General features: G+C 63.2%; 20 protein-coding genes and 3 pseudogenes. 20 read left to right on the top strand and 3 right to left on the bottom strand.

The window, feature by feature from the left end; all coding sequences use genetic code 11:
- Positions 1 to 224: 224 nt before the first annotated feature.
- The 13 genes and pseudogenes from AC07NS_RS02215 to AC07NS_RS02155 all read left to right on the top strand — a co-directional run.
- Positions 225 to 1,061 carry an alpha/beta fold hydrolase gene (locus tag AC07NS_RS02215; protein ID WP_494601847.1) on the top strand — a complete coding sequence of 279 codons (837 nt, stop codon included), beginning with the start codon at positions 225 to 227 and terminating at the stop codon, positions 1,059 to 1,061.
- Positions 1,062 to 1,151: 90 nt separating this feature from the next.
- Positions 1,152 to 2,429, top strand: a complete 1,278-nt coding sequence (locus tag AC07NS_RS02210) for a Xaa-Pro dipeptidase (protein WP_494601127.1) — start codon at positions 1,152 to 1,154, stop codon at positions 2,427 to 2,429.
- A gap of 141 nt (positions 2,430 to 2,570) precedes the next feature.
- The gene (locus tag AC07NS_RS02205) at positions 2,571 to 4,931 is read left to right on the top strand and encodes a TonB-dependent receptor (protein WP_494601126.1); all 2,361 of its coding nucleotides are present in this window, start codon (positions 2,571 to 2,573) and stop codon (positions 4,929 to 4,931) included.
- 76 nt (positions 4,932 to 5,007) lie between these two features.
- Complete coding sequence (locus AC07NS_RS02200) at positions 5,008 to 6,525, top strand: esterase-like activity of phytase family protein (RefSeq protein ID WP_494601125.1); 1,518 nt, start codon at positions 5,008 to 5,010, stop codon at positions 6,523 to 6,525.
- A gap of 104 nt (positions 6,526 to 6,629) precedes the next feature.
- Positions 6,630 to 9,110: a S9 family peptidase gene (locus tag AC07NS_RS02195; RefSeq protein WP_494601124.1), complete on the top strand. Its 2,481-nt coding sequence runs from the start codon at positions 6,630 to 6,632 to the stop codon at positions 9,108 to 9,110.
- 13 nt (positions 9,111 to 9,123) lie between these two features.
- Positions 9,124 to 10,125, top strand: coding sequence for a methionine ABC transporter ATP-binding protein (locus tag AC07NS_RS02190; protein ID WP_494601123.1), 1,002 nt, complete (start codon positions 9,124 to 9,126; stop codon positions 10,123 to 10,125).
- Positions 10,122 to 10,784, top strand: coding sequence for a methionine ABC transporter permease (locus AC07NS_RS02185; RefSeq protein ID WP_494601121.1), 663 nt, complete (start codon positions 10,122 to 10,124; stop codon positions 10,782 to 10,784). Before AC07NS_RS02190 ends, AC07NS_RS02185 begins: the two co-directional genes overlap by 4 nt.
- The gene (locus tag AC07NS_RS02180) at positions 10,781 to 11,263 is read left to right on the top strand and encodes a GNAT family N-acetyltransferase (protein ID WP_494601120.1); all 483 of its coding nucleotides are present in this window, start codon (positions 10,781 to 10,783) and stop codon (positions 11,261 to 11,263) included. Before AC07NS_RS02185 ends, AC07NS_RS02180 begins: the two co-directional genes overlap by 4 nt.
- A 3-nt stretch (positions 11,264 to 11,266) precedes the next feature.
- A pseudogene (locus tag AC07NS_RS02175) lies at positions 11,267 to 11,405 on the top strand (hypothetical protein); the annotation flags it as partial.
- A gap of 9 nt (positions 11,406 to 11,414) precedes the next feature.
- Entirely contained in the window at positions 11,415 to 11,774 is a 360-nt protein-coding gene (locus AC07NS_RS02170; RefSeq protein WP_494601119.1) for a hypothetical protein, read from the top strand.
- An 8-nt stretch (positions 11,775 to 11,782) separates the two neighbouring features.
- A complete protein-coding gene (locus tag AC07NS_RS02165) occupies positions 11,783 to 12,139 on the top strand; it encodes a hypothetical protein (protein ID WP_494601118.1) in 357 nt (118 codons plus the stop codon).
- Between the two features lie 63 nt (positions 12,140 to 12,202).
- On the top strand, positions 12,203 to 13,006 hold the full coding sequence (locus AC07NS_RS02160; protein WP_494601116.1) for a MetQ/NlpA family ABC transporter substrate-binding protein: 804 nt from the start codon (positions 12,203 to 12,205) through the stop codon (positions 13,004 to 13,006).
- A gap of 255 nt (positions 13,007 to 13,261) precedes the next feature.
- Positions 13,262 to 13,792 (top strand): annotated as a pseudogene (locus tag AC07NS_RS02155) (JAB domain-containing protein); the annotation flags it as partial.
- Between the two features lie 138 nt (positions 13,793 to 13,930).
- Here AC07NS_RS02155 and AC07NS_RS02150 read toward each other — a convergent pair.
- Both AC07NS_RS02150 and AC07NS_RS02145 read right to left on the bottom strand, forming a co-directional pair.
- A complete protein-coding gene (locus AC07NS_RS02150; RefSeq protein WP_494601114.1) occupies positions 13,931 to 15,352 on the bottom strand; it encodes a recombinase family protein in 1,422 nt (473 codons plus the stop codon).
- Between the two features lie 60 nt (positions 15,353 to 15,412).
- Positions 15,413 to 15,940, bottom strand: coding sequence for a hypothetical protein (locus AC07NS_RS02145; RefSeq protein ID WP_494601112.1), 528 nt, complete (start codon positions 15,938 to 15,940; stop codon positions 15,413 to 15,415).
- 76 nt (positions 15,941 to 16,016) lie between these two features.
- Here AC07NS_RS02145 and AC07NS_RS02140 point away from each other — a divergent pair, with 76 nt between their 5' ends.
- The 5 genes from AC07NS_RS02140 to AC07NS_RS02120 all read left to right on the top strand — a co-directional run bounded on the left by AC07NS_RS02140 (position 16,017) and on the right by AC07NS_RS02120 (position 20,055).
- Entirely contained in the window at positions 16,017 to 16,229 is a 213-nt protein-coding gene (locus AC07NS_RS02140; protein ID WP_494601111.1) for a helix-turn-helix domain-containing protein, read from the top strand.
- 64 nt (positions 16,230 to 16,293) lie between these two features.
- A complete protein-coding gene (locus tag AC07NS_RS02135) occupies positions 16,294 to 17,205 on the top strand; it encodes a hypothetical protein (protein ID WP_494601109.1) in 912 nt (303 codons plus the stop codon).
- Positions 17,202 to 17,717 (top strand): hypothetical protein, encoded by a 516-nt coding sequence (locus AC07NS_RS02130; protein WP_494601108.1) that lies wholly within the window; start codon positions 17,202 to 17,204, stop codon positions 17,715 to 17,717. The genes AC07NS_RS02135 and AC07NS_RS02130 overlap by 4 nt, the downstream gene beginning before the upstream one ends.
- Positions 17,718 to 17,823: 106 nt before the next feature.
- Positions 17,824 to 18,408: a recombinase family protein gene (locus tag AC07NS_RS02125; protein WP_494601107.1), complete on the top strand. Its 585-nt coding sequence runs from the start codon at positions 17,824 to 17,826 to the stop codon at positions 18,406 to 18,408.
- A 342-nt stretch (positions 18,409 to 18,750) separates the two neighbouring features.
- A complete protein-coding gene (locus AC07NS_RS02120; protein WP_494601106.1) occupies positions 18,751 to 20,055 on the top strand; it encodes a hypothetical protein in 1,305 nt (434 codons plus the stop codon).
- A 236-nt stretch (positions 20,056 to 20,291) separates the two neighbouring features.
- Here AC07NS_RS02120 and AC07NS_RS02115 read toward each other — a convergent pair whose 3' ends face one another.
- A complete protein-coding gene (locus tag AC07NS_RS02115; protein WP_494601105.1) occupies positions 20,292 to 21,074 on the bottom strand; it encodes a site-specific integrase in 783 nt (260 codons plus the stop codon).
- A gap of 354 nt (positions 21,075 to 21,428) precedes the next feature.
- Between AC07NS_RS02115 and AC07NS_RS02110 the strand changes: the two are divergent.
- Positions 21,429 to 21,734 (top strand): annotated as a pseudogene (locus tag AC07NS_RS02110) (JAB domain-containing protein); the annotation flags it as partial.
- A 99-nt stretch (positions 21,735 to 21,833) separates the two neighbouring features.
- Positions 21,834 to 23,066 carry a dipeptidase gene (locus tag AC07NS_RS02105; protein WP_494601103.1) on the top strand — a complete coding sequence of 411 codons (1,233 nt, stop codon included), beginning with the start codon at positions 21,834 to 21,836 and terminating at the stop codon, positions 23,064 to 23,066.
- Positions 23,067 to 23,208 lie beyond the last annotated feature (142 nt).

Genomic DNA, 23,208 nt, shown 5'->3' with positions numbered 1-23,208 from the left:
CCGCTCCCGGGCCGTGGGCCACTGTGCGCCTCGTTCGGGGAGGCGACGACGCGCCGTCCCGACTGTTCGATCCAGAGGGGCGACCGATGACCAATCCTTCCACCGACGACGGCGCCTCCCGCCGCGACGTGCTGACCGCGGGCCTTGGCCTGGCGGCCTTCGCGCTCGCGCCGCCCTTCGCCACGGCCTCGGCCGCGACCCCTTCCTCCCACGGAGCCAACACCATGAGCAGCGGTTACGTCACGACCAAGGACGGCGTGCAGATCTACTACAAGGACTGGGGTCCCAAGACCGCCCAGCCGATCGTGTTCCACCACGGCTGGCCGCTGACGGCCGACGACTGGGACAACCAGATGATGTTCTTCTACGCCAAGGGCTACCGGGTGATCGCCCACGATCGCCGGGGCCATGGCCGCTCGACCCAGACCGACGACGGCAACGAGATGGACACCTACGCCGCCGACGTCGCGGCCCTGACCGACCACCTCGACCTGAAGAACGCCATCCACGTCGGCCACTCGACCGGCGGCGGCGAGGTGATCCACTACGTCGCCCGCGCCAAGCCGGGCCGCGTGGCCAAGGCCGTGCTGATCGGCGCGGTGCCGCCGATCATGGTCAAGAGCGACAAGAACCCGGGCGGCTTGCCGCTGGAGGTGTTCGACGGCTTCCGCGCCGCCACCGCCGCCAACCGCGCCCAGTTCTTCTTCGACGTGCCGGCCGGCCCGTTCTACGGCTACAACCGTCCGGGCGCGAAGGTCGACCAGGGCGTGATCTGGAACTGGTGGCGCCAGGGCATGGCCGGTGGGATCAAGGCCCACTACGACTGCATCAAGGCCTTCTCCGAGACCGACTTCACCGAAGACCTCAAGAAGGTCGACGTGCCGGTGCTGGTGATGCACGGCGACGACGACCAGATCGTGCCCTACGCCGATAGCGCCCCGCTCTCGGCCAAGCTGCTCAAGAAGGGCGAACTGAAGACCTACAAGGGCCTGCCGCACGGCATGTGCACGACCCATCCGGAGATCGTGAACCCCGACCTGCTGGCCTTCTTCAAGGCGTGACGAAAAAGGGGCGGCCGCAACGTGCGGTCGCCCTTTCCACGATCAAGGCCACGCTCTAGCGTCGGTTTCGCAAATCAGCGAGGCGACCGGATGCGTGGACTGACGATTTCGACCCTGGCGGTCGCCCTGGCGCTGAGCGCGAGCCTCGCCCAGGCGGCCGAGACCAAGGTCGTCACCGCCGCGCGGCTGCTCGATGTCGCCACCGGCCGCTATGTCGAGAACCCCGTGGTGCTGGTGGTCGGCGGCCGGATCACCGCCGTCGGCAAGGCCGGCGAGGTGCCCATCCCGCAGGGCGCCGAGACCGTCGACCTGCCGGGCGCGACCCTGCTGCCGGGCCTGATCGACATGCACGTGCACCTGGACGCCTCGCCCGTCTACGGCGGCTACAACAGCCTGCAGTTCAGCGACGCCTTCTGGAGCGTGACCCAGACCGCCAACGCCAAGGCCACTCTGAACGCCGGCTTCACCACCGTGCGCAATGTCGGCGCCGATCGCTTCAACGACGTGGGCCTGCGCGAGGCGATCGACGAGGGCATCGTCCCCGGGCCGCGCGTCGTCACCGCCACCTACGCCATCGGGGCCACCGGCGGGCACTGCGACAGCACCTTCTTCCCGCCGTCGATGGACCAGAAGGCCCCCTACAACATCGACAGCCCCGACGAGGCCCGCAAGGCGGTGCGGACGCTGAAGAAGTACGGCGCCCAGGTGATCAAGATCTGCGCCACCGGCGGGGTGTTCTCGCACGGCGACGAGCCGGGCCAGCAGCAGCTGACTCTGGCCGAGATGAGCGCCGTGGCCGACGAGGCCCACATGGCCGGCCTGAAGGTCGCCGCCCACGCCCACGGCGCGGCCGGTATCAAGGACGCCATCCGCGCCGGCATCGACACCATCGAGCACGCCAGCCTGGTCGACGACGAGGGCATCAAGCTGGCCGTCCAGAAGGGCGCTTGGTTCTCGATGGACATCTACAACACCGACTACACCCAGGCCGAGGGCGCCAAGAACGGTGTGCTGGAGGACAACCTGCGCAAGGACCGCGACATCGCCGAGGTGCAGCGCGAGAACTTCCGCAAGGCGCTGAAGGCCGGGGTGAAGATGATCTACGGCACCGACGCCGGGGTCTATCCGCACGGCGACAACGCCCGCCAGTTCGCAGTCATGGTCCGCTATGGCGCCACGCCCCTGCAGGCGATCCAGGCCGCCACGGTCAACGCCGCCCAGGCCCTGGGCCGCGAGAAGGACGTCGGCCAGGCGACCCCCGGCCACTACGCCGACCTGATCGCCGTCTCCGGCGATCCGCTGGCGGACGTCACGGTGCTGGAACATCCGGTGTTCGTGATGAAGGGCGGCCAGGTGGTGCGGAAGTAGACGCCGGGCCCGGCCCACTTTTCCCGCAGCAGGGGCTGTTGCGGAAAAAGTGTCATCAACCTGTGAAATAGACGCGGCGCTGAAAACAAACGGCGCTGGGGGCACGAGTCTCGTGGCGGCGCCGTCACGGGGGATGCCTAGATGCTGCAACGGTCCGCCAGCGCGATCGCGATCGCCGCCTGTCTCATGCTCGCCGCCCAGGCGCACGCGGCCGAGGTTCCGGCGGCGGACGCCGCCACCGCCACTGCCGACGCGTCCGCCGATGGCGGCGAGGTCGAGGGCGTCATCGTCGTCGGCGCCGGCCAGACCCGCTCGGTCACCACCCTGACCCCGGCCAGCCTGGAAGTCCTGCCGCCCGGCACCAGCGTGCAGAAGGCCCTGAACTTCCTGCCCGGCGTCAGCGCCCAGTCGATCGACGCCCTGGGCGTCAACGAGCAGTCGCTGACCCTGCAGGTGCGCGGCTTCAACACCACCCACCTGGGCTACACCCTGGACGGCATGCCGCTCGGCGACGGCGCCTACAACAACTACAACGGCCTGACGATCAGCCGGGCGCTGATCTCCGAGAACCTGGGCCGCGCCGACCTGGCGACCGGCATCGCCGGCCTCTCGATCCCCTCGACCAGCAACCTCGGCGGTGCGCTGATCTATGTGTCGAGCGATCCGAAGAAGCAGATGGGCCTGTCGGTCAGCCAGAGCTTCGGCAGCGAGGACACCGCCCGCACCTTCATCCGCTTTGACACCGGCGAGCACAACGGCTGGTCGGCCTATCTGTCGGGCCAGTACAGCGAGCAGGACCTGTTCGTGAACCAGGCGGCCTACAACACCTCCACCGGCAAGCAGTTCAACGGCAAGCTCACCTATCAGGGCGAGCGCGGCCAGCTGACGGCCTTCGCCGACATCTCGCGCACTAACCAAGCCGACGACGCCTATCTGTCGAAGGACATGCAGAGCCGCCTGGGCTGGGACTGGGCCGGCTACGCGCCCAACTGGGACGCCTATGTCAGCCGCGCGGCCTGCTCGGTGGCCTCGCTGGTCTCCAAGTGCGTGACCTCGACCGCGCCCGAGAAGCTGTCGGACGTGACCTTCACCAACGGCCAGATCCTGCGCGACGACAACCTGTTCTACATCGCCGGCGACTTCGACATCACCTCGAGCCTCAAGGCCCACGCGCAGGTCTACAAGCACGAGAACAAGGGCGCCGGGAACAACTTCATCACCGGCCTGTCGAACCAGGGCACGACCTCGACGGCCGACGACCTGCCGGTGCAGATCCGCGACACCCGCTACACCATCGACCGTGACGGCGTGGTGGCGAGCCTGGCCTGGACCTACGGCTTCAACCACCTGCAGGCCGGCCTCTGGCTGGAGCAGAACACCAGCAGCGCCGCGCGCTACATCTGGACCACCGTCACCGGTCCGATCGATCTGGCGCAGTACCTGAAGGGCCGCCCCGACACCGCCCAGTGGGTGCAGAAGACCGACTGGAACACCCAGCAGTTCTACGTGCAGGACACCATCACCCTGCTGGACGACGCGCTGAGCATCGACTTCGGCTTCAAGAGCACCAACGCCAAGTCGAACGCCACGGCCCTGCCGGGCATCGCCAAGACCGCCGCGGCGGCCTCCACCCAGTTCGCCACCGGCTCGCTGAAGGCCTCGGACAGCTTCCTGCCGGAAGCCGGCGCCCGCTGGCGGATCGCCCCCGGGCACGAGGTGTTCGCCAGCTACGCCGAGAACATGGCCATGTTCCAGGGCGGCTTCAAACTGGGCCCGCAGTCGGTGTCGCAGGCCGTCTGGGACGCCCAGGGCAAGTACCTGAAGCCCGAGACCTCCAAGAGCGTCGACGTCGGCTATCGCTATGTGGGCGAGGCCCTGCAGGTTTCGGTGTCGGCCTATGAGGTCGATTTCGACAACCGCCTGCTGCAGTACAATCCCTGCCCGACCAACCAGCAGCAGAACCCGGGTTGCGGCAACTCCTTCCACAACGCCGGCAGCGTCACCAGCAAGGGCGCCGAGATCGGGGTGCTGTGGAAGCCGCTGTCGTGGCTGAACTGGTACAACTCGGCCTCGTACAACGAGTCCACCTACGACGAGGACCTGAACTGGTGCACGACCACCTGCGTGGTCAAGAAGACGGCCGGCAAGCAGCAGGTCGATACGCCCAAGGAGATGTTCTCCAGCGTGGTCAGCCTCAAGCGCGGCGGCTTCTCGGCCTCGCTGCAGGGCAAGTACACCGGCCGCCGCTACTACACCTACACCAACGACCAGAGCTTCGGCGGGTACACCACCTTCGACCTGGGCCTGGGCTATCGCTTCAGCGAGGAAGGCTTCGTGAAGGGCGCGAAGGTGGCGCTGAACATCACCAACCTGACCAACAAGCGCTACGCCTCGAACTTCGACAGCAGCGTGTTCGCGCCGGACGACGCGACGGGCAGCATCGTGGTGTTCCACTCGTCGGCCCCGCGCCAGATCTTCGCGACGATCGGCTTCGACTTCTAGGCCGCCTCGCCTGACGCAGACCTCTCAACGGCGGGCGGCCCGGGGCCGTCCGCCGATCGATTTCGGGAACATCACGATGCGCCGTTCGATCCTGCTGGCCCTTGCCGCCAATACGCTGGCCGCCACGACGCTGGCCGGCGCCGCTCACGCCCAGTCCCAGACCCATGTGGTCAAGCACTGGAGCGAGGCGGCCGGCGACGAGACCGTCGTCTTCGAGGGACGGACCTTCGTCAATCACGGCCTAGTCGCCGTGGGACGGCTGGACGCGGCGACGCGGGACTTCAAGGGCGACACCCTGGGCTCGTTCTCCGGCATGGCCCTGCGGTCGTGGCGGCGCCTGCCGGACGGGACGTATGAAGGCGACCTGCTCACCCTGCCTGATCGCGGTCCCAACGGCGTCGGCTCGGTGGCCGGCACGCTCGACTACGCCAACCGCCTGCACGCCCATCGCCTGACCCTGGCCGACGGCAAGCTGACGATCACGCCCACGGGCGGCTTCCTGCTGAAGGACCAGACCGGCCAGCCGTTCACCGGCAAGGACCCCGGGTCCAACGTGCTGACCCGCAAGGACATCCGCTATCCCTCGCCCGAGGCGGGGGAGGGCGCGGGCAAGATCAGCCTGGATTCCGAGGCCGTGGCCTACCTGCCGGACGGGTCGTTCTACGTCTCCGACGAGTACGCGGCCGGGATATATCTGTTCGACGCCTCGGGCCGCCAGACCGGCGCGATCCAGGCCCCGCCGGCCCTGCTGCCGACGCGTGACGGCCAGGCGGATTTCACCGCCGAGAGCGCGCCCGCCACGGGCCGGCGCAACAACCAGGGCCTGGAGGCCCTGGCGGTGAGCCCCGACGGCAAGCGCCTGATCGCCATCCTGCAGAGCGCTGCGATGCAGGACAGCGCCGGGGCCAGCGCCGCCGCCCGCAACAACACCCGCGTCCTCGTCTACGACATCAGCAAGACCCGCACGCCGACGGCGCCGATCGGCCACTACGTGCTGCAGCTGCCCACCGTGCGCGAGGCCGGCGACGGCCAGCCCGCCAACGTCACCGCCGCCCAGTCGGAGATGCTGGCCCTCAACGACCACCAGTTCCTGGTGCTGTCGCGCGACGCCAACGGCCGGGGCAAGGGCTCGACCAAGGCGCCGGTGTTCAAGAGCGTGCTGCTGGTCGACACCGACGGCGCGACCAACCTGGCGGGCGGCCCCTACGAACAGGCCGCGACGTCGCTGGCCAAGGACGGGACGCTGGTCGCCGGCCTGACGCCGGTCCGGCAGGCCGAGCTGGTCAATTTGCTCAATTCTGTCCAGTTGGCGAAGTTCGGCATGAACCTGTCGACCGCGCCGTCCGACCGCTTCAGCCTGTCGGAGAAGTGGGAGGCCATGGCCCTGGCCCCGGCGCTCGATCCGGCCGCGCCGAACGACGCCTTCCTGCTGGTCGGCAACGACAACGACTTCGCCACCGCCGACGGCCACGTCAACGGCCAGGCCTTCGACGCCGGCCTGACCAACGACAAGGGCGCCGGCGCGGGCGACAACGACAGCGTCATCCTGGTCTATCGCCTGACCCTGCCGGCGGGCGCCTCGGGACGGAACTGACGGGCAGGAACGATCGCCGATATCCCAGTCAGGCTCGATTTTTCGTTCACCTGAGCCGTTCGTACGCCTATTGCTGCCCCCTTCCTGAGAGTTCCGGGGGCTTCATGTTCGATACGCGTTTCCGTCGCCGCGCCGCGGCCCTGGCTTCGACCGCCGTTCTGGCGGCCCTGATCGGCGGCGCATCCGCCCAGGCCGGCGAGGCCTATCGCACGCCGCCGGCCCCGATCGCCCAGATCCTCGACGCCGCCCCGACGCCGGGCGTGACCCTGAGCCCCAAGCGCAAGACCCTGGCCATACTGGGCCGCGAGAACCTGCCGCCGATCCGGGCGGTGGCCGACCCGATCCTGCGCCTGGGCGGCTATCGCCTGAACCCGCGCACCAACGGTCCGATCGAGGCTCGCACCACCTGGATGAACAGCCTGTCGTTCGAGGACGTGAAGACCGGCGCGGTGCGCAAGGTCGCCCTGCCGGACGGCGCGCGCTTCATCGAGACCCGCTGGTCGACCAACGGCCAGCACCTGGCCTTCGTGATGGAGGCCCCCACGGGCCTGGAGCTGTGGGTCGCCGACCTGAAGACGGCCACGGCGCGCAAGCTGACCGGTCCGGTGCTGAACGCCGCCTTCGGGTCGGTCGGCTATGACTGGCTGCCCGACGACAGCGGCCTGCTGGTGCGCCAGATCCCGGCCGGCCGCGGCGCGGCGCCCGCCGAACCGGCGGCGCCGGAAGGCCCGATCGTGCAGCAGGCCGCCGGCCGCACCGCCGCCATCCGCACCTATCAGGACCTGCTGGCCGACGCCCATGACGAGGCGCTGTTCGACCACTACTTTACCAGCCAGCTGACCCGCGTGGCCCTGGCCGACGGCGCGGCGACCCCGGTGGGCGCGCCCGGCGTGATCAACGGCTTCTCCACCTCGCCCGACGGCCGCTACCTGCTGGTGACGCGCCTGACGCGCCCCTACAGCTACCTGGTGCCGGCCGGCCGTTTCCCGACCGAAATCCAGGTGCTGGACGCGAGTGACGGCAAGCTGGTCAAGACCCTGGCCGACCGTCCGCTGGCCGACAACCTGTCGTCCGCCTTCGACGCGGTGGTCGCCGGTCCCCGCAACGCCGAATGGCGCGCCGATGCGCCCGCCACCCTGGTCTGGGCCGAGGCCCAGGACGGCGGCGACCCGAAGAAGAAGGTCGAGATCCACGACCGGGTGCTGATGCAGGCCGCGCCGTTCGACGCCGCCCCGGCCACCCTGATCGACCTTGATCTGCGCTACGCCGGCATCGACTGGGGTCGCGGCGACTTCGCCCTGGTCACCAGCCGCTGGTTCGACAACCGCAAGGAAAAGCGCTTGGCGGTCGATCCTTCGAAGCCGGGCGCGGGCCGCCTGCTGCTGGAGCGCAACTACCAGGACCGCTACGGCGATCCGGGCGACGCGGTCAGCCGCCGCAACGCCCAGGGCGAGGCGGTGCTGCACTTCACGCCGGACGGCAAGGGCGTGTTCGTGACCGGCGCCGGCGCCACGGCCAAGGGCGAATATCCGTTCGTCGGCGTGATGAACCTGGCCGACGGCAAGACCTCGCGCCTGTGGCAGGCCAAGGCCCCGTACTACGAGGCGCCGGTGGCCCTGGCCGACGAGGCCGGCAAGACCCTGATCACCCGCCGCGAAAGCAAGGACGAGGTTCCCAACTACTTCGTCAAACCGCTGAAGGGCGGGAACGGCAAGGCCCTGACCCAGTTCGCCGACCGCGCCCCGCAGTTCGCCGGCGTCACCAAGCAGACCATCACCTACAGCCGCCCCGACGGGGTGAAGCTGTCGGGCGACCTCTATCTGCCGGCCGGCTACGACAAGGCCAAGGACGGCCCGCTGCCGATGCTGATGTGGGCCTATCCCGAAGAGTTCACCGACGCCTCGGTGGCCGGCCAGACGGTGGACGCGGGCAACCGCTTCACCCGGCCGGGCGGCGCCAGCCACCTGTTCCTGCTGACCCAGGGCTATGCGGTGCTGGACGGTCCGGGCATGCCGATCATCGGCAAGGACGGCGCCGAGCCCAACGACACCTATGTCGAGCAGCTGACCGCCGACGCCAAGGCCGCCGTCGACGCGGTGGTGGCCATGGGCGTCGCCGACCGCGACCGCATCGCCGTGGGCGGCCACAGCTACGGCGCGTTCATGACCGCCAACCTGCTGGCCCACACCGATCTCTTCCGGGCCGGCATCGCCCGCTCGGGCGCCTACAACCGCACCCTGACGCCGTTCGGCTTCCAGTCGGAGCAGCGCACCTACTGGCAGGCGACCGACACCTATACGAAGATGAGCCCGTTCACCTACGTGAAGCAGATCAACGAGCCGATCCTGCTGATCCACGGCCAGGCGGACGACAATTCCGGCACCTTCCCGATCCAGAGCGAGCGCTTCTACGCCGCCCTGAAGGGGGCGGGGGCCACCGTGCGCTACACCGTGCTGCCCTACGAGGCCCACGGCTATCGCGCCCGGGAGTCGGTGATGCACACCCTGTGGGAGATGACCGACTGGATGGACCGCTACGTCAAGAACGCCCCGCCGCGCGCCGCGGCGCCCGCCGCCGCCCAGTAAGGACCAACCGCCGGTGATCCGTTTCGATGCCGTCTCCAAGACCTACGCCGCCTCGCGCGGCGCATCTGGTCATGCGGCCCTGCGGGAGGCCTCGCTGGAGGTTGCGCAGGGCGAGGTGTTCGGGGTCATCGGCGCCTCGGGGGCCGGCAAGTCGACCCTGATCCGCCTGATCAACGGCCTGGAGCTGCCCACGGGCGGCAAGGTCGTGGTCGACGGCGACGACGTGGCCGCGCTGGACGTGGCGGGTCTGCAGGCGCTGCGCCGTCGGGTGGGGATGATCTTCCAGCACTTCAACCTGCTGTCGTCCAAGACCGTCGAGCAGAACGTCGCCTTCCCGCTGAAGCTGGCGCGCTGGGAGCCCGCGCAGATCAAGGCCCGCACGGCCGAACTGCTGGCGCGGGTGGGGCTGTCGGACCACGCCACGAAATATCCGGCCCAGCTGTCGGGCGGCCAGAAGCAGCGGGTCGGCATCGCTCGCGCCCTGGCGACGGGACCGAAGATCCTGCTGTGCGACGAGGCCACCAGCGCGCTGGATCCGGAGACCACCGAGCAGATCCTGGCCCTGATCTCCGACCTCAATCGCGAACTGGGCCTGACCATCGTGCTGATCACCCACGAGATGGACGTGGTGCGCCGCGTCTGCGACCGGGTGGCGGTGCTGGAGGCTGGCCGCGTGGTCGAGGAAGGCCCGGTCGAGGAGGTGTTCCTGCATCCGGTCAGCGGCACGGCCCGCCGCTTCGTCGGCGAGGCCGAGGAGGCGTCCGAGGTCGCCCTGCCGGCCGGGGTGCTGGTGCGGCTGACCTTCAAGGGCGAGGCCACCTACAAGCCGGTGCTGGGCGCGGTGGCCCGCGAGACCGGCGTCGACTACTCGATCCTGGGCGGCCGCATCCACAAGCTGCGCGACGCCCCCTACGGCCAGCTGACCCTCGCTTTGACCGGCGGCGACATCGAGGCCGCCATCGCCCGCTTCGAGGCCGCCGACGTGCGGGTCGACCGCCTGGAGGACGCCCGATGAGCCTGTTCGCCAACATCGACTGGAGCGACATCGGCTTCGCCACGCTCGACACCCTGACCATGCTCGGGGGCTCCATGGCCCTGACCGTGATCCTGGGCCTGCCGCTGGGCGTGATCCTGTTCCTGACCGGCAAGGGCCAGATGCTGGAGAACAAGTCCGCCCATACGGTGCTGGGCCTGCTGGTCAACATCCTGCGCTCGGTGCCGTTCGTGATCCTGCTGATCGTGATGATCCCGCTGACCGTGCTGCTGGTCGGAACCTCGCTGGGCGTGGCCGGGGCCATCCCGCCGCTGGTGGTGGGCGCCGCGCCGTTCTACGCCCGCCTTGTCGAGACCGCCCTGCGCGAGGTCGACAAGGGCGTGGTCGAGGCCAGCTTCGCCCTGGGCGGCTCGCGCCGGCAGGTGGTGCTGGGCGCGCTGCTTCCAGAGGCGATGCCCGGGATCATCGCCGGGGCGACGGTGACGGCCATCGCGCTGGTTTCCTACACCGCCATGGCCGGGGTGGTCGGGGCCGGCGGCCTCGGCGATCTGGCCATCCGCTTCGGCTACCAGCGCTTCCAGACCGACGTGATGGTGGTGACCGTGGTGGTGCTGCTGATCCTGGTGCAGGTGCTGCAGATGGTCGGCGACGCGGTGGTGCGGCGGGTCTCGCACCGGTGAGCGCGCTGGCGATCAGGCCCGCCGTCGAGGATGACATCCCGGCCCTGGTCGCGCTGAACGCCGTGGTCCACGCCCTGCACGCGGCGCTGTCGCCCGAGATCTTCAAGCCGAAGGTCGATCCGGTGGAGCTGGCCGCCTTCCTGAGCGGGCTTCTCGACCAGCCGAGCCATCGCCTGCGGGTGGCGGCGTTGGACGGCGCGGCAGTCGGCTATGCCTGGGCCGAAATCCAGGACCGGCCCGAGACGCCGTTCGCCCTGGCCCGGCGACGGCTCTACCTGCATCACCTGTCGGTGGATCCGGCGGTTCGTCGCCAGGGCGTCGCCTCGGCCCTGCTGGTGGGACTGGAGGAAGAGGCCCGCGCGGCGGGGCTGGCCAGCGTGGTGCTCGACGCCTGGGCCGACAACGGGGACGCCCAGGCCTTTTTCGCCGCCGCCGGCTATGCGCCGCTGAACCTCACGCGGGCCAAGCGGCTGGGGTGAGGCCCTGCGTCCTTCGAGGCTCGCCTCCGGCTCGCACCTCAGGATGAGGACGCCGGTGCACTGAATTCCTCATCCTGAGGCGCCCGCGAAGCGGGCCTCGAAGGACGCACGGCCCTTGCCGTTCGCGTCTTCCGAAGCCTAAGAACCGAGGATGACCGACGACATTCTCTCCGCCCCGCCGCCCGAGCACTGGGACGAGGCCCTGGCGCAAAGCCTGCCGGGCAAGACCATACTGGTGGGCCTGACCTTCCTTGACGCCGACGGCGAGATCGAAGCCGTCGAGCAGTTCCACGGCGTCATCCTGTCGGCCGAGGCCGACGAGGGTATCCTGGTCGACCTGCTGGGCGAGGAGGACGACGGCGACACCTACCTCCTGCCGCCCCAGACCTCGAACATCCAGGCCGCCCAGCCGGGCACCTACACCCTGGCCAATGGCGAGGTGCTGGAGAACCCCGACTTCGTGTCGAACTGGACGATCCAGGGACCCGAGGATCCGGCCAACGAGGCCTGACGCCCCCGATGGCCAAGCCGCGTCGTCCCTTTCCCTGGGTTCCGCTTTTCATCTTCAGCCCGATCATCCTCCCGCTGGCTGTGTTCGGGGGCTGGTGCCTGGCCGTTCTCTCTGGACTGGCGGTCGTGCACGATACCTCGGGCAAGGTGGCTGACGCTGTTGTTGTCGACAGCCTGGGTCGGGTTCCGATGCGGCGCCTGCCGTTCGGTGTCTTCATCGGCAGGGCGAACACCGACGGCGACACGGTGCTGACCTGTCGTGACGGTTCCCCGCCCGTGATCGTCACGCCGGCCCCGGGGGAGATGGAGACGGTCGATGGCTGTCGCGTCGCGCCAGTCGCCTCTACCCCGCCTCAGGAAAACTGATTCCGCGCCGGCGGTGTTTTCGCGCAATACCCATCCGGAATTATCGACTTACCGGAGCCGTTCATGGTCGCCCGCCGCGCCGCCCTCCTCAGCCTCGCCGCCTTCGCCCTGCTGGCCGCCTGCAGCCGCCAGCCCGCGCCGTCGGCCGCCGACACGCTGGTGGTCGGCGCCACGGCCGTGCCCCACGCCGAGGTGCTGGAGTTCATCAAGCCGAAGCTGGCGGCCGAAGGCCTGAAGATCGACGTCAAGGTGTTCAACGACTACGTCCAGCCCAACGTGCAGCTGGCCGAGAAGCATCTGGACGTGAACTACTTCCAGACCGGCCCCTATCTCGACACCGTCAACGCCGATCGCGGCTGGGGCCTCGTGAAGGTGGCCGGCGTGCACATCGAGCCGCTGGGCGCCTATTCGTCGAAGATCAAGGCGATCGCCGACCTGCCGGCCGGCGCGACCGTGGCCATTCCCAACGAACCCAGCAACGGCGGCCGCGCCCTGCTGCTGCTGGCCAAGAACGGCCTGATCACCCTGAAGGACACGTCCAACCCGGTCTCGACCCTGAAGGACATCACCGCCAATCCGAAGAACCTGAAGTTCAAGGAGCTGGAGTCGGCGACCCTGCCGCGGGTGCTGAACCAGGTCGACCTGGCGGTGATCAACACCAACTACGCGCTGGACGCCAAGCTCGACCCGTCCAAGGACGCCCTGCTGATCGAGGACAAGACCAGCCCCTATGTGAACTTCCTGGTCGCCCGCCCGGACAACGCCAGCGACCCGCGCGTGGCCAAGCTGGCCAAGGCCCTGACCTCGCCCGAGGTGAAGGCGTTCCTGGCGGAGAAGTACAAGGGCGCGGTGGTTCCGGCGTTCTGATCGAAGCGACGATTTTCGCTTCTTCTTTCCTGCTTCCCTGGGCCTTGTGCCCAGGGCCCATGCGTCAGCCTCCGAGGCGGTGCGGGACGCGGATCTTCGGTTGACGCCGCGCGGGCTGAACGATGGATCCTGGGCACGAGGCCCAGGAAGGCGATCTTGGTTTGGAAAGATCGTGGTTCGCGCTCGACGCCCCCCAACCCGCTCTCGACAACTCCAGATTGCTAAGCTCTAATCCTTCCCTCGCAAGGGGGCGCGATGGTCAGCGGCAAGTCCTTGAAGGTGTCGGAGGCCGAGCCGCGCGTTCGCGTCGGGCCCGAGAAGCCGCCCGCGCCGCACCAGACCGGTCACCGCGAGCGCCTGCGCGAACGGGCCAGGGCCGCGGGCCTCGCCGCGCTGCCCGACTACGAACTTCTCGAGCTCTATCTCTTCCGCAGCCTGCCGCGCGGCGACGTCAAACCGCTGGCGAAAGCGCTGCTGGCCCGGTTCGGCTCGTTCGCCGGGGTGCTGGGGGCCAGCGTCGAGGAACTGAAGACCGTTTCCGGCGTCGGCGAGAGCGCGGCCGTCGAGCTGAAGATCCTGCACGAGGCGACCTTGCGCGCCGGCCGCGAGACCATCGCCAAGCGGCCGGTGATCTCATCCTGGACGGCTTTGCTGGGCTATGTGCGCGTGGCCCTGGCCAACGAGTCCCGCGAGCAGTTCCGGGTGCTGTTCCTCGACAAGCGAAACCAGCTGATCGCCGACGAGGTGATGAACCACGGCACGGTCGACCACGCCCCGGTCTATCCGGTCACCCATTGATCGTTCAGAGGAATTTCTAGCGATTGGGAGAGCTTGCCGCAAGAAAGGAGCGGAGAGCGGTGACGTGAGTGTGCCGCCTTAGCGTGTCACATCGCCGCCCATCCGTGGTGATGTCGCTAGCCCGATCTAGGCCATGGCCGACCCCCATACAGGCCGATCAACCTTCGCCCGCGCTCGTGCCTCAATCATGACTTGGCTTCGAGTTGTCGTTAGCCCTGCCGCCTCATAAGCCTTCAAGAGAGTGCCGAAGCGGATACGGATATGTCCGGAGTGAGGAAGGTCCAGGTCGGCATTGATCAGCGAGCCCGTGATGTAGCCGTTCTCGCTGTGGATGCGCCTCAAACCCGTAAGGATATGGTCGTTGGATAGGCCACGCCTAGGACGCTTCTTCCATGTCCAGTTTGGCTTCACGTAGCCGATGGCATCGAATGCGTTCTTCAGGCTCCCAAAGTGCGCCGTGTAACTAACAGAGGTCGGTGTGTACGGGCACTGATCGATCAGTTTGGTAGTGAGTGGTTGGCCCTCCCGGACGAGCTTCTTGAGGGCTCGGAGCATGTCCTTCTTGTCGTAGCCGTAGCCCCGATTGGAGCAAAGCGCCCGTGCAGCCGCTTTGAAGGTGCGAGGGTGGACTATAGGGTCCATCACCTTCACCCGTAGCCAGACCTCGGGTGGATTGGGCTTCGTGGGGCTTTGAAGTTTACGGCTCGTTCGATTGTAGACGTAGTTTCCGATGAAAAGCTCATTTTTCAGGATGTAGCGAACCCTGCTGTCGTTCCAGGGCTGCCCCCTAGCTCCGATCACCCCCTCAGCATTCAACGTTCGTTTGATCGCCGAAATGCTCATTCGCTCGGTGACGTACAGGCGGAAAATTCGGCGGACGACCTCAAGCTCTTCGTCGGGGCCGGGCACGTAGATAACGCGGTCCGTCTGGAGGCCTTTCCGCTCACCATGATCGAGGAGGAAGCGGAGATTGCCGTCCTTATCGACCAACATACGACGCACGCCGTAAGTCATGCTGCCGCCCTGTTTAAACCCCAAGCGAGCTTGGTAGAGCTGGGCGCGATGAATGCGCTCGGACAGGGCCGCACTGTAATCTGCCGCCATCACACGCTTAATGTGCTTCATGATGGCTGACATGGGGGAGCCATCGTTCTCAAACGGCTCGTAGCAGTAGTGAATATGGATACCGGCGGATCGGCATAGGAACTCGTAGGTCGCGCTTTCGTCGTGATCTTGAAAGCGACCCCACCGGCTCACGTCGTAAACGAGTACCTCACTGTAGTTGGTCTTACCCTCAACAGCATCTGCGATAAGCCTTTGCAGGCCCTTACGCTTTCTTAGAGTAAGGCCGCTCTTTGCCGGGTCGAGGTAGCTCTTCACCACTGTCAGGTTTCGAGCTTCAGCGTACTCCTGTAGGGCGGCCTTTTGGTTGGCTAGTGAGTAACGTTGATGCTCGCTGGACATTCGGAGGTATTGGGCGACTGGAGTGGGCGGCCGCCCTGCTTCTGCCTTCTTGTCGACTGCGTGCCTCTCGTATGAATAGCTCATGGTTCGCTCCATCCATTGAACGGAACACCACCATCACACGTCCAGTCAGCTTGGTCGCTGTTAGCTGGCTCCCTGTGCAATCGTTGCATCGACGATCCTGCAACCAACACCGCCAGCTTGTTCGTCGAGGTGTGTCAGTGAGAGCGGGCCAAAGCGGACGGAGCCCTTAGCAGGCACGACCTTGAAGACCGTCTTCTCGCCCTTCCAGAGAACGCTATCGGTCTCAGCTATGACGCGACACTTCAGCTTCACGTTCTTGATCGCGTAGGCCGACGAGTTGCTGATCGACCCTGAGAAAGAGAGTGCGCTTCCGTTGCGGTGGTATTTCTCCTCCAGTGACAGATAGGTCTCTGGCTTCGCCTCCACGTCGTCCCACGTGCCACGACCTTTGGCGTCGATAGCGGCAAGCCGTGCGTCGTCATCCGGCGTGCGGAGGGAGTCCACCCATACGAGGCCGAATGTCAGGGACGCCAACAAGCCGAGAAAGGCGGCGATGCGGCTGCGGAAGACCACGATAGTTGGCTTGAAGATGTTGAAGGCAAAGAAGCCCAGAGCCGCCAGCAGGGCGAACGAAGCGATAGCGTACAAGGAACCCACCCGAGAAAGAGCCGATAGGGACTATAATCCCTGGTGACTATAAGCCCGATCCTGACCTCTCCTGCAAATGGATTGGAAGGCTATTATCGGACGGAATGTGCGGGCTTTCAGGCTGGAGCGCGGACTCACGCAGGAGCAGCTTGCCGTTGATGCAGGAATCGATCTGACCTACCTTGGCGGTATCGAGTGCGGAAAACGTAACCCTAGCTTGTTGGTTATCGTGAGCATCTCGCTGGCGCTTGGTGTTATGCCAGAGCAGTTGTTGCGTCGGGAAAAATAAAATTCTGGGCCAACTAGTTTTATCTGACAGTTGATCTAGCAAGTTGCAAACTTGGGCGGGGGCTATGCACGTATCTTTGGAATGTTTTACAATAACAGTTCGCGAAAAGCGAAAGAAGGTGTTTCTAAACCTGACGGATTTTGACGGCAAAAAATCCTCTCTCCATGAGATTATTAAATCGAAGCTAACTACATTCAAATCTAATCCAAGGTACCATGATAAGAAGGTCGGGGTTCTGGATGACTTCGCAACCGATAAGTCTACCCACTTTGGCGTGATAAACTCTGGTGAGTATGGACTAGCTTCCGATGTATTTAACACTAAAACAGGGAAGACAGATTACAAAAAGCTGAGAGATCACGCAGATCTTGCTCCATATTTTTTCAGCATATCCATCCCCGATGGTGACAGGGGTGTTATGATTTTGCAGCGAATTTCCAATTCCGGCATTAAGTCTCTAATTATAGACTATATACTTGAGGAGTTTGAACAAAAATATCCCAATTATACTTTGGAATTCAAAAATATTGCGCCAAATTATGTTTTTGAAAACTATATGAAATCAGGCAAGGTTAAATCTATTACTTTCATAAAGCATACCATACCTTCCGATATTGCTGACGCCGTTTCTGGAAAAAAGCAAGAAGAGGAAGGATCTGTAGAGATAACAGTTAAATCTAAGTCGTCAAATATATTCCGACAGGCCGCCCTCGCTACGCATTTGATTCAAAAGAATGAAGCCGTTTCATTCTATTCATATAGCGATTTCGAGCCTGACGAGACAAAAATAAAGGTATCAATGAATGGGGCTGATCACACGATAAGTCTGAATAATTGGTCGAAGCTTAGGGCTGCCTTCGACATATCAGACAAGGTAAAGGAGGATCTAGCAGGATATCCAGAAATTTCCGACGTCTCGAAGGAGGCACGCGCCTTGCTTCATACAATAGCGTCTGCATCTGGGATAAAGCTATGATCACGAAAATTAATATATGGTCTATAATTACTGACCACTGCTCTACGCTTAAAAGCGAGCGCACGCAAAAGCCAATGGTCACAGACTACATACTATTTTTCGCCATACCTTTAGCAATCGCCGTGGCTTGGGGCTTTTCAAAAAATGAATTTAGCGATGATGCGGCCGGTGTAATAATATCTGCGTTATCAATATTCGCAGGCTTTCTTATAAATGTCCTTGTCTTACTTTATACAGTAAAACCGACCGGGAAGCCGGACGATAAGAAAAGGCAAGAGGAATTAATTAAGCAGGTAAATGCAAATTTGCTATTCTCAATATTGATCGCCCTTGTCGGTACATTACTTTTGTGCGCCGTTGGATTTACGGATGGAAGCGTAAAGCGTGTGGTTTCGTCTATCGCACTATTCTCAATTGTGAACTTTTCCCTCACGCTACTAATGTCCCTCAAAAGATTACAGGTGCTTCTTGCCCTTCGGTTTCAGGACGCGCCGTCGACCGCCGGCTCGTAAATGATCAATTCCGATACAGCGGTTAAGGGTGTATCGGAAAATAGGACTCCACTAATTTCGATACGTATGTCATAACGAGCTGCGTTTTCGATACAGGGAAGTCCAGATGCCCCGCGCCTTTGCCTATTGCCGTGTAAGCACGTCGGATCAGGTGGCTGAGAACCAGGTTCAGGAGATTGCCGCCGCAGGCTTCCATGTCGAACCGCAGCGCATCGTCACGGAAACTGTGTCCGGCTCAACGGCTGCATCAGAGCGAAAAGGGTTCTCCCGCCTGCTTGACCGCCTGGAGGCTGGAGATGTGCTCGTCGTGACCAAGTTGGATCGCTTGGGGCGTAGCGCTATCGACGTTAGGGCAACGGTTGATCGGTTGGCATCAGCTGGCGTGCGGGTTCACTGTCTTGCCCTTGGTGGGATGGACCTCGCTAGCGCCGCTGGCCGGATGACAATGGGGGTGATTTCCGCTGTCGCTGAGTTTGAGCGAGACCTTCTTGTTGAGCGCACACGTGCAGGCCTGGAGCGGGTTAGGGCGGAGGGAAAGGTGCTTGGGCGTAAGCCGAAGTTGTCGAACGTGGATAAGCGGGCCGTCCTGGCGCGGCGCGCAGAGGGGGTGTCCTTGGGGGTGCTTGCCAAAGAGTATGGCGTGTCGCGCTCGGCGATTCAAAGGGTCGAGGCTGCGGGGCTCTCTGCCTGAGGTGCTTACTCCTTAGAGGGGGCGCGCCCGCAGGCGCGCACATAGTCCGACCTGATGCTGCGGTCAATGTATTGATTGTGGATATTTTTGGTGTTATAAAGTACGCGTGACGATTTGGGGCTCCCCCGTTCGTCTGACGTATGGAACTTATATAGTTTCACGCCTCAAGAAGCCAATATGTAAGAAGTCTTAGTTTGGGTCGCCGGCTTTCCTGTCGGCGGCTTTTTCTTTTTTCCAGCCGGATTTTATCGAGATGTTTGATGAAATGATTTTTATACAAGTTAGATCGATGGGTGTTTGTGCGCTAAGGAGTTTTGCTTCTCGCTGCCAGAAGGGGGCGATGTGACCCAAGCTCATGCTAGTGCAACGTTTGCAATGACGGCGTTTGACGGCTTTCTGCCGTTTGCTGAGCAGATCGAGTTGGGGCTACGTGAGCCTGACCTTCCCTTTGATCCGTTTGCGAACCTGCCTCCAGCGATTGCCCTCTCTCTAGCAGCTGTCGTTGAGCGAGATGCTCCGCGCTCTCGCCTAAGACCGCGAACAGCCAAGGAGGAGAGGGTTTTCCCCCTCAGGATCGGCCTTGTTGCTGCCAACGCCTTGCAAGCTTGGGACGAAGGCGGGTTCTGTCATTACTCCCGCTCAACGTCTGCTTATCGTGGCCAGAGCCGCTATCACCCCTCTTGGCTTTCATCGAGGCGTTTCGTGGGGGCGGTCGATCGCATGGTGGAGGCTGGTCTTATTCATTCGGTGTGCGCCCGCCCAGGCACGCACGGCGGTGGGCGCTCAATGATGGTTGCCACCGACAGGTTGGTTGCAGCGGTCTCGGGATTAAACAACGGCGTTCTTCCGAGTTTTCTCGATGGCGGGCAGCGCCCCTGGATTTTCCTTAAAGACGAACAGAAGAATCTGGTTGAATTTGATGAGACTCCCGAAACCGTAGCTATGGCAAATGAGCTGAAAAGCTATGATGAGTTTTTGAGTAGGAAAGATATAGGAATCTGGGAAAATGGGATAAACAGAGAGAAAAAGCATTTCCGTAATCTGTATCGCGTGTTTAATAAATCATCGTGGCAATGTGGAGGGAGAGTTTTTGGCGGCTGGTGGCAGGCATTAAGTGGTCCGAGCCGAGCAGCTATTACCATAAATGGAAATCCGACCAACGAGCTGGATTACTCTGCTTTCTCCTTAAGAGCTATGTACCACCTAAATGGCCTTGAGTGTTATGGCGATCCGTATTCAATTCACGAGTTGGATGATATCGCCAGCGGTATGGGTATTGATCCAGAAGCGGTAAGAAAATCGGTGAAGTTGCTCTCCATGTTCCTGGTGAATGGGAGTACCGCGCAGGGTGTTGGCGGTCTCGATTTGGCCACTAAGCCATATATTCCGAACGGAGAAGTTCTGAAATTGTTGAAAAGGCACCATTCATCAATATCGAACTTCTTTCATAGTGGTTATGGATTGAAAATAATGAAGATGGAATCTGATCTGTGTATGAATATATTGAACAGAGGAAGAGAAGAGGGAATTTGTGTTCTGCCGATTCACGATTCTTACATTGTAAGTTATGAAAATGTAGATTGGCTTAGATATGTAATGTCTAATAGCTATTATAAAATGTTTAATTATTACCCTGTTATTAAATAGATTGTTAATATTTTAACATAGTTGCTTCTTGTTCTTTCGTTTCTATCGTTTTCTTCTCTTCGTCATTTTCGTTTTTATTCCATAGTAAAGACCCTAGCGAAAGCTGAGAATCTTAGTGCCACCGGCTTTCCTGTGGCGGTGATATATCGCGTCAGAAAATCCATCGATCCCGCTAACGTGTTGCAATGGCTCACCCTCCTAAGAGGGTGGCCTGGGGTCCGATTATCGCTGTTATATCAGATACGTATCGGGTCTTGGACGGCTGAAAGGGAAAGTGCGAAAGATTGTGCTCTGTCGAGCTTTTCAACCAGTTTCCTCGCGCTGAGATGTGTGTAGCGCATCAGCATGCGCAAATCGGTATGGCCGCTCACAAGCATCACCTCCGGTACTTCCAAACCGTACTCAAAAAGGCGTGAAATTGCTTCGTGACGCAGATCGTGAAATCGTAGATCGCTTATTCCAAGGCGATAAGTGATGCCCCTCCATGCCTGGACCAATGCGTCGTAGCTAACGGGAAATATAAGAGGGCCTTGCGCTGGTAGAGGTGGGAGTGCGGCCATCGCGTCCCTGCTCAAAGGCACAGTGCGGGGCTTTCCGTTCTTGGTAATTGGCAAAAGCAGGGTCCTGCTATCGCCATTCAAATTGTCCCATCGAGCGTTTAGTATCTCGCTAGCTCGCATCCCTGTTGACAGCGCGAACCGGACTATCAGGCCCATGTACGGGTTCCTGAGTGCGTCAGCTGCACCCAAAATGCTGCGCTCTTCGTGGTCGGACAGGCGACGTGATCTGCCGGTTGGTAGTCTGGGTTTTCTAACGTCACGCATTGGGTTCGTAAGAGCGCTGTAGCCCCATTGAATCCGGGCAACCTCGTACAAGTGGTGAAAGACACCTAATTCCCGCACCACCGACGCAGGGCGGACCTCCTTGAGCCTTTGATCCCGGTACTCTGCAAACATGCTGGGAGTGACCGCTTGCGCCTTCGCTTTGACCACGGGCCTGCGGCGCATCGCGTTGATCATATATTGCTCTCGCAGGGCAGACCGCTTCTCAGGAAGGATTTCGGCGCAATAACGGATGAGGAGAGCGTCTAACGTCTCTGTGCATTCCAGCGCTCTTAAAGGGCCTTGCGCAGCGAGGGCGGTGAGTTCCCTTTCTTGTTCGACTGCCCACAGCTCAGCGTCACGCTTTCGCTCAAACGAGCGCGAACGAGCGGAAAACCCCGAACGTCTGACCTGCACTTGCCACTTGTTGTTGCGCTTTCTGATTGTCGCCATTCGTACCCTCAGCGTGTGACTGCTAGTGTGACCGAACGACAATGGGAGGCCGCGTAGCTGGCGGGTTGCCGACTAATGCCTTCTGTAAGAAGGACATTTCAGTTCCGGGTGCTGTTCCTGGACAAGAAGAACCAGCTGATCGCCGACGAGGTGATGAACCATGGCACGGTCGACCACGCCCCGGTCTATCCGCGCGAGGTGATGCGCCGGGCGCTGGAGCTGGCCAGCTCCAACATCATCCTGCTGCACAACCACCCCAGCGGCGACCCCACGCCCTCGCGGCCCGACATCGAGATGACCAAGCAGATCATCACCGCCGGCAAGGCGCTGAGCATCGTCGTCCACGACCACCTGGTGGTCGGCCGCGACGGGGTGGCCAGCTTCAAGGCGCTGGGGCTGATCTGACGCTCACTCGCGAAAAGTGGGCGCGAAGAAAATCTAATATCCTTGACGCAGGGCGCGGCGCCCCCGAGCTTGACCGGATCAGCTGTTCCGGAGTGTCCCATGCGTCGCCTGCTGTCAGTCCTGCTCGCCTCGACCGCCCTGCTGGGCGCTGTCGCCAACGCCGCCGACGCGCCTAAAAGCGAGGTCTCCAAGGCCGACAAGGCCCTGCACGAGCGCATCCTGACGCTGGACACCCACCTCGACACGCCCGAGCACTTTTCGCGCCCGGGCTGGAGCATGACCGACCGCCACACGGTGGGGCAGGACTTCACCCAGGTGGACCTGCCGCGGATGAACGACGGCGGCCTGGATGGCGGGTTCTTCGTGATCTACACCGGCCAGGGCGACCTGACCGCCGAGGGCTATCGCTACGCCCGCGACTTCGCCCTGACCCGGGCCACCGAGATCCGCGAGATGGTCGCGGCCCACAGCGACAAGTTCGAGCTGGCCTACACGCCGGAAGACGCCGTCCGCATCAACAAGGCCGGCAAGAAGTTCGCCTTCCAGAGCATCGAGAACAGCTGGCCGATCGGCGAAGACCTGACCCTGCTGCAGACCTTCTACAAGACTGGGGTGCGGATGGCCGGGCCGGTTCACTTCCGCAACAACCAGTTCGCCGACAGCTCGACCGATCCCAAGGGCAAGATCTGGAACGGCTTCTCGCCGCTGGGCCTGCGCTGGATCGCTGAGGCCAACCGCCTGGGAATCCTGATCGACGTCAGCCACGCCTCGGACGATGTCGTGGACCAGGCCGTGGCCCTGTCGAAGGTTCCGATCATCGCCTCGCACTCGGGCGCCAAGGCCGTCTTCGACCATCCGCGCAATCTCGACGACGCCCACATCAAGCGTATCGCCGAGAGCGGCGGGGCGATCTGCATCAACTCGGTCTATCTGAAGGCCGCGCCGGCCAGCCCCGAGCGCAAGGCGGCGCTGGAGGCCCTGGGCAAGCCGCCGCGCGACGAGGCGACCCAGGCCGAAGTCGTGGCCTACGCCAAGAAGCGCGGCGAGCTCGACAAGAAGTACCCGCCGATCCGGGCCAACTTCGACATCTTCATGGACAGCATGACTCACGTGCTGAAGATCGGCGGCGCCAAGGCGGTCTGCGTCGGCGCCGACTGGGACGGCGGCGGCGGGGTCGAGGGCTTCGAGGACGTCGCCGACCTGCCCAAGATCACCGCGCGGCTGAAGGCGGCGGGGTATTCCGACGCCGACGTCGAGGCGATCTGGAGCGGGAATGTGCTGCGGCTGCTGGGGCAGGCGCAGGCCTATGCGAAGACGGCGGCAGGGAAGTAAGCACTCCCGCCTTTCAGGATCCTCCCCCTCTGGGGGAGGTGGCCCGAAGGGCCGGAGGGGGGACGTTTTCAGCTTTCGAGGAGGCTGAAGCTACGCCCCCCACCGATCGCTGCGCGATCGCCTCCCCCACAGGGGGAGGTTC

The sequence above is a fragment of the Caulobacter sp. GW821-FHT10A10 genome, from assembly GCF_059415745.1.
The sequence above is the reverse complement of the archived record's forward strand: the minus strand, read 5'-3'. Positions and strand labels throughout refer to the sequence as shown.